This window comes from Kitasatospora sp. NPDC036934 (assembly GCF_055608425.1).
Window position 1 is genome coordinate 1 of the sequence record NZ_JBVJQR010000067.1, and the last position, 5661, is coordinate 5661.

Here is a 5661-nt window from a genome sequence, read left to right on the forward strand (position 1 = left end):
CTACAGCGACGCGCTGCACAAGCCCCACCTCACCGCTGCCGACCTCTGTCGCCGCCATCTCGCAGCTGCCTCAGAGCAGGACCGACCCACCAACCCGGCGAACCTTCCCGGTCGGAGCACTAGCGAGGCGGCGCGCCGGGGCTGTGGGTGCTGGTGTCGATGAAGTACCTGGTGCTGAAGGTGAACTGGGCGACATACCGGGGTGCGGCCTTCCGCACGAGATCCTCCGTCAGGACGAGTTCCCGGGTTGTCGCTGCCCCCAGCAACTGCTTGGGCCACTCCCACTCTGCGCCGGGTGGCACCGTGGGCGCTCGGGACACGCCCACGCTCAGGCGCGCAACCTCCGCGCCGTGCACGGGGAGTGCGTACCACATCCGCCCTGTCAGCGGCGGGGCCGTGGCCGACGGCCCGGGTGAGGCGCGATACCGGTACTGGTCAGTGAGCGGCAGGCCCGTGTCCGGCCCTGCGGAGGGCTTCCAGCCCTGGGCGCCGACGCTCCGGTCGAACTCGGTCAGCCGGCCGGGGAGATCGCCTCAGAGCCTTGCCCAGGCCCGCACCCCGGTCTTCGACATGGCTGATCATCAGCCGTCGAAGACGAGGCGCACGGTGGCGATCCGCTCGCAGATCGTGTCGTCCCAGGAGATCCCGTCCGGTTTGGATTCGCACCGGTCGAACACGGCCGTACCCAGGTGCTCCGCCCACGGCGCCTGCGCCCGTACCTGCGCGATCCGCCCGTCCATCGTCTCCGCCGCCTCCCGCCCGGCGGCCCGGGTCGAGGGCGCGTTCGCCATCTTCGCCACGTCCGGGGGATCGAACGGCTCCATCTGCCGGTGGAGCGACCAGACCAGCCACGCGAACACCAGGACGGCCACCACCATCAGCCCCCTGAGCACCTGCCGCACCCGCCGCCACATCACCCGTCTCCCCCGTACGAACGGAACCGCCCCGTCGGCACTCTCTCTCGACTGCCAACGGGGCTGAACGGAGCAGGAGTTGTCGATACCAGGCCGTTGTCGTCAGGCCCAGTTGCCGGTGACGGGGGTGTCGCCGGGGTTGCCGAACTGGAAGGTGGTGTCGGCGGTGCCGATGTAGGCGTTGGCGAGGGCGAAGTCGCTGGTGGAGGGGCGATAGATGCCGTAGGTGGTGCGGCCGCGGCCGGCCCAGTCGCCGACGACGGGGAGGTCACCCTTGTTGCCGTAGGTCGCGGTGGAGACGGAGCCGTCGTCGTGGCGCAGGGCGAAGACGTTCTGCTCGTTGTCGTTCGTGGCGGCGCGGAAGACGCCCATCTGGGTGTGGCCGACGCCGTCCCAGTCGCCGACGATGGGGATGTCTCCGGTGTTGCCGACGATGGCGGAGTCGGTGGTGCCGTTGTCGTGGCGGATGGTGAAGGTGTTAGTGGAGGGGCGGAAGATGGCCATCTGGGCGTGGCCGTTGCGGTCCCACATGCCGGGGACGGGGATGTCGCCGGGGTTGCCGAAGGTCAGCGAGGTGGCGGTGCCGTCGTCGTGGCGCAGGGCGAACTCGTTGGTGCTGGGGCGGAAGATGCCGGCCTGGGTGTGACCGACGCCGTCCCAGTCACCGGTGATCGGGATGTCACCGGGCTGACCGAAGGAGAAGGTGTTCACGGAGCCGGACGCCGTACGCACGGCCCACGCGCCGTTGCGGAACACACCGACCCGCGTCTCCGCGGCCGAGGTGCTCGGGTACGGGTTGGCGTGGTCCGTGGAGAGCCCGGTGCCCGGGGCGCAGTGGAGCCAGGCTCCAGCGCCCTGGTCGGCGAGGATCTTCTCGGCGATGAGAATCTGCTGCTGCTTGCTGGCGAGGTCGGGGCGGGCGGCGTAGGCGGTGCCGCCGTACGAGCGCCAGTTGGCCATGGTCATCTGCAGGCCGCCGTAGTACAGCCCGTTGCTGCTGACAATGCTCCAGTTGCCGGTGCTCTCGCACTGGGCGACCTTGTCCCAGGTCGCGACCGATGCGGCGTCCGCCTGTCCCGTGCTCAGCGTGCCCGCGATCGCGGCGGCGGCCAGCAGGGTGACGGCGGTGCGGGTCTTCGCGTGCTTCGCACGGCTGGTCATCGTGGTTCCTTCGGTGATGTGGCGGTGAGGTTCGGGGGAACGGGTGCGGGGCCGCCGTGGTGGCGGCCCCGCGGGGAGGGGGATCAGACTCCCCAGTTGCCGGTGACGGGGATGTCGCCAGGGTTGCCGAACTGGAAGGTGGTGTCGGCGGTGCCGATGTAGGCGTTGGCGAGGGCGAAGTCGCTGGTGGAGGGGCGGTAGATGCCGTAGGTGGTGCGGCCGCGGCCGGCCCAGTCGCCGACGACGGGGAGGTCACCCTTGTTGCCGTAGGTCGCGGTGGAGACGGAGCCGTCGTCGTGGCGCAGGGCGAAGACGTTCTGCTCGTTGTCGTTCGTGGCGGCGCGGAAGACGCCCATCTGGGTGTGGCCGACGCCGTCCCAGTCGCCGACGATGGGGATGTCTCCGGTGTTGCCGACGATGGCGGAGTCGGTGGTGCCGTTGTCGTGGCGGATGGTGAAGGTGTTAGTGGAGGGGCGGAAGATGGCCATCTGGGCGTGGCCGTTGCGGTCCCACATGCCGGGGACGGGGATGTCGCCGGGGTTGCCGAAGGTCAGCGAGGTGGCGGTGCCGTCGTCGTGGCGCAGGGCGAACTCGTTGGTGCTGGGGCGGAAGATGCCGGCCTGGGTGTGACCGACGCCGTCCCAGTCACCGGTGATCGGGATGTCACCGGGCTGACCGAAGGAGAAGGTGCTCGTGCCACCGGACGAGTTGCGCACGGCCCAGGCCCCGTTGCGGAACACACCGACCCGCGTCGAGCCGACCGAGGAGCCGCTGTCGTCGACGATGCTGTTGTTGCGCGCAGGCTTGAAGGTTCCGTAACCGGAGAAGTACGGGTAGGGGATGGTGCGGTGGTGGACGCCCGAACCGGTGAACTCGTAGCCGATGTAGCTGCTGTGGCTGCTGTCGGCCCACTGGTCGAAGATGACGATGTGGCCGCTGTACAACGCCTGGTCGTTCAGCATCGCGTCGCCGGGCTTGAGGTCGTCCTTGCTGCCGAGCCAGGAGGCGACACCGTTGGGGACGAAGCTCGTGGTGTCCAGGCCCCCGTACGCGGTGGAGAGCTTCCACGCCATCGAGGCGTAACCGGAGCAGTCCTTGCGGTAACCCTGGTAGGTCTCACCGCTCTTGGTGTACTGGAGGCCCAGGCCCACCCACGTGTTGGCACGGGCGATGACCTCGGAGCGGGTGACGGTCGGCCCGGCGGCGAGGGAGCGGGCCAGCCGGGGGGAGGCTGCGGGAGCCGGCTGGCCGGCGCCGCCCTTGTCGTTGGTGCCGTCGGCGGCCGCGGAGGTCGGGTCGGACTGGGCGGTCGCGGGGGTGGCCGTGAGGGCGAGGGCCGGCAGGGCGGCGGCGAGCAGGACGGAGGCGGCGCGGAGGGCGAGGCGTGCGGAAGGCATGGGTGTCTCCGATGAGGTGGTGGTGAGCGAAGCGGGGTGTCGGACGCGCGGCGGTGCGAGGCCGGGCGGCCGTGGCACTGCGGGCGGTGACTGTCCTGCGGAAGGCGGGCGCAGGAGCCCGGTGGGGCGGTTCCGGGTACCGACCGGGCGCCGGCCGGAGCACGTGGCTCGACGGGCGCGGCTCTCAGTCGGTGCCGGTGACGTCGGGCGCCGTGAGCGGCTCGGGCGGCAGGTAGTGCCGGTTGAACCGGGGCGAGGTCCGATGACTGCGGGCGATCAGGTCGTGGGCGCGCCGGAGCGCGGGGGGTGCATCGGACGAATCGGGGGTGAGCAGGTAGAGCAGGAGGTCGACCCGCTCAGGTGCGGTGCGGGCGTTGACGTGCTGGAGTCCGTCGGCGGGCAGGGCATGGGCCCACAGGGCGTCAACGATCTCGGCCTCGGCGCTCGGCCCGTGGACGTCGTCCTCGGACGGCCGTGGGATCAGGGTGACGTGGACGATCTCCACGGCGGGATCAGCCGCCCCAGGTGAGGCTGTCCTGGCTCACCGCCGGGGTGGGAGTGCCGACCGGGTCGGCCGTGGAGGCGGCGGTGGCGGCGGAGGGCACGAGGACGATCGCGCTGAGGGCGACGGCGGCGACCGCGGCGGCCTGGGCGAGGCGGGTGCGAAGCATGGTGGAAGTCCTTCCGAGGGTGAGGGGGTGGCGTGTCCTGGACGGGTGGTGCGCCCCGCGGTTGGCGCTCCGTCCGGTTGTCGTCCGGGCCGTTTCCCTGGCGACGACGACTAGCTTCGTCGGTCGTCGAGCCCGTCGGAAGGTGTTCGGGCTGTCGCCAATCGGACTGTCCGGAGTCCGACAGAGTTGACGAGCCTGCGTCAATTCGAGGGGTAGCCTGCATGGCGGCTCGTGTGCGAATGGTGCGAGACGACCCAAAGGGGGACAGGGTCCTTCTTGATCGAAGTATCGAAAGACTGTTTGGATGGAGTCGTTCGCACAGGCGCCCCACGGGGCTACTTGGGGGGAAACACATGCTCGAGGTGCTGGGCCTGACGGCCCCGGCCACAGCCGTGTACCAGGCCATGCTCGACCACCCCGCCTTCGGCGTGGACGAGATCGCCGATCACTGCGGCCTGACCTCCATACAGGTGCACGACCAGTTCGACGAACTGAACCGGCTCACCCTGATCCGTGTCTCCGCGGACCGCCCCGGGCAGATGCGGGCCGTGAGCCCCGAGATCGGGCTCGCCGGGGTGATCGCCGCACAGGAGGCCGAACTCGCTTCCAAACAGGCCAAGTTGGCGGCTTCGCGTGCGGCCGTCACCCGCATGGTCGCCGACCGTGCCGAGCACCGCGCCGGTCACGGAGAGCGCCTCCTCGGGATGGACGCCATCCAGAGCCGGCTCGAACGGATGGGGCACGAGGCCACCACCGAGGTGCTCAGCAGTCAGCCGGGGAACCAGCGCCCCGAGGACCTCGACGCCGGCCGCCCCGCCGACGCGGAGGCGCTCGGGAGGGGGATCACCATGCGGACCCTCTACCAGGACGCCACCCGCAGCCAGCCCCACGTCGCCGCGTACGCCCACTGGCTCCTCGGGCGGGGCAGCGAGGTCCGCACCGCCCCGACGATCCCCCAGCGGCTGGTCATGGTCGACCGGGCGCAGGCGCTCGTGCCGATCGACCCGGCGGACAACCGCAAGGGAGCCCTGTACGTCACGGAGCCGGGCATCCTCTCCGCCCTGCTCGACTTCTTCGAGCAGGCGTGGAACACGGCCGTCCCCCTCGGAGCCACCCAGCCCGAAGATCCCCGCACCAGCCTCACCGCGACCGAGCGCGAGCTGCTGCGCCTCTTGAGTTCCGGCCTCACGGACGACGCCGTCGGCCAGCGCCTGGGCATCTCCTCGCGCACCGTGGGCCGGCACATGTCCTCGATCATGGAACGCCTCGGCGCCAGCAGCCGGTTCGAGGCCGGCATCAAGGCCGCCCACCGGGGGTGGCTCTGACACCGGGCGCGCCGCCCGGCCCTCGCGGCCCTGCTCTCAGTCCTGACCCGGCGCGGGATGGGCGCGCTAGTTGTTCTGACCCGTGAGGTTGGGGACGCGGTTGGTGGGTCGGTCCTGCTCTGAGGCAGCTGCGAGATGGCGGCGACAGAGGTCGGCAGCGGTGAGGTGGGGCTTGTGCAGCGCGTCGCTGTAG

6 protein-coding genes are annotated in these 5661 nt (G+C 70.8%); 1 reads left to right on the top strand and 5 read right to left on the bottom strand.

What is annotated here, in order from left to right; genetic code table 11:
- Window positions 1-581 precede the first annotated feature (581 nt).
- The 5 genes from ACZ7BZ_RS38140 to ACZ7BZ_RS38160 all read right to left on the bottom strand — a co-directional run bounded on the left by ACZ7BZ_RS38140 (window position 582) and on the right by ACZ7BZ_RS38160 (window position 4143).
- Window positions 582-914: a hypothetical protein gene (locus ACZ7BZ_RS38140; protein WP_470362393.1), complete on the bottom strand. Its 333-nt coding sequence runs from the start codon at window positions 912-914 to the stop codon at window positions 582-584.
- 102 nt (window positions 915-1016) lie between these two features.
- A complete protein-coding gene (locus ACZ7BZ_RS38145; RefSeq protein WP_470362394.1) occupies window positions 1017-2075 on the bottom strand; it encodes a transglycosylase family protein in 1059 nt (352 codons plus the stop codon).
- A gap of 83 nt (window positions 2076-2158) precedes the next feature.
- Entirely contained in the window at window positions 2159-3472 is a 1314-nt protein-coding gene (locus tag ACZ7BZ_RS38150) for a hypothetical protein (RefSeq protein WP_470362395.1), read from the bottom strand.
- Window positions 3473-3656: 184 nt separating this feature from the next.
- Entirely contained in the window at window positions 3657-3977 is a 321-nt protein-coding gene (locus ACZ7BZ_RS38155) for a hypothetical protein (RefSeq protein ID WP_470362396.1), read from the bottom strand.
- 7 nt (window positions 3978-3984) lie between these two features.
- Window positions 3985-4143, bottom strand: coding sequence for a hypothetical protein (locus ACZ7BZ_RS38160; protein WP_470362397.1), 159 nt, complete (start codon window positions 4141-4143; stop codon window positions 3985-3987).
- 353 nt (window positions 4144-4496) lie between these two features.
- Here ACZ7BZ_RS38160 and ACZ7BZ_RS38165 point away from each other — a divergent pair, with 353 nt between their 5' ends.
- Window positions 4497-5468 (top strand): LuxR C-terminal-related transcriptional regulator, encoded by a 972-nt coding sequence (locus ACZ7BZ_RS38165; RefSeq protein WP_470362398.1) that lies wholly within the window; start codon window positions 4497-4499, stop codon window positions 5466-5468.
- Window positions 5469-5661 lie beyond the last annotated feature (193 nt).